Origin of the sequence: Bacillus sp. G402, assembly GCF_051172515.1 — a bacterium.
GTDB lineage: Bacteria > Bacillota > Bacilli > Bacillales > Bacillaceae > Bacillus > Bacillus altitudinis.
Genome location: NZ_JBPIZC010000014.1, coordinates 1 through 791 on the forward strand (window position 1 = coordinate 1; position 791 = coordinate 791).

Genomic DNA, 791 nt, shown 5'->3' on the forward strand with positions numbered 1-791 from the left:
GATAGCGAAGAGGTCACACCCGTTCCCATACCGAACACGGAAGTTAAGCTCTTCAGCGCCGATGGTAGTTGGGGGTTTCCCCCTGTGAGAGTAGGACGCCGCCAAGCTTTTCAAAGGATCAGTTCCAGTCGGAACTGGTCTTTTTTGTGCTGTTTGAAAGAAGATCACCTTGATACATATGTGGTATAAATCAGGTTGTTTTAATTCACTATAAGCGTGGAGATGCTCTAAATCAACGTGAAAGTCTGTGAAGCATGTTCACTTTTAAGTATGGAGAAAAGTAATAGAGAGAAAGAATAGCAGGTGTATAGATGCCTGATACAAATTCATTCATTTAAATGGAGTTGTATCAGTCTATTTTATTGAAGTCAAAACATTCATTGCGTTTAACAGTTGAAATAAAGAAATATCTATATCATTAAAGTATAAAAATTGAAAGGCTGCTGATATTTTTAAAGGATTTACTCGTTTTTAGAGAGAATATAGAGAAGAGAAATACAGCTGTTAATCGTTGAATTGAAGCCGTTTTGACTGGTAACATCAACATCATCTGTTAAAAGAAATACGTTATGAAAAATGAAATAAAATTTTTTTAATATAGCCTTTACAAATGAGTAAAACCTGTATATAATAATCTTTGTCGGATCGAGAGATTCCTACATAGTGGAGGATTAGCTCAGCTGGGAGAGCATCTGCCTTACAAGCAGAGGGTCGGCGGTTCGAGCCCGTCATCCTCCACCATATTTATTCTTACATAATGTTAGGATAGATAAAGCCGGTGTAGCTCAACT

The 791-nt window shown here is 37.2% G+C and carries 1 tRNA gene and 1 rRNA gene; both read left to right on the forward strand.

Annotated elements, in window-relative coordinates:
• Nucleotides 1–107, forward strand: a 5S ribosomal RNA gene (gene rrf / locus ACSBQP_RS19295); the annotation flags it as partial.
• 558 nt (nucleotides 108–665) lie between these two features.
• Nucleotides 666–741, forward strand: a tRNA-Val gene (locus tag ACSBQP_RS19300).
• Nucleotides 742–791 lie beyond the last annotated feature (50 nt).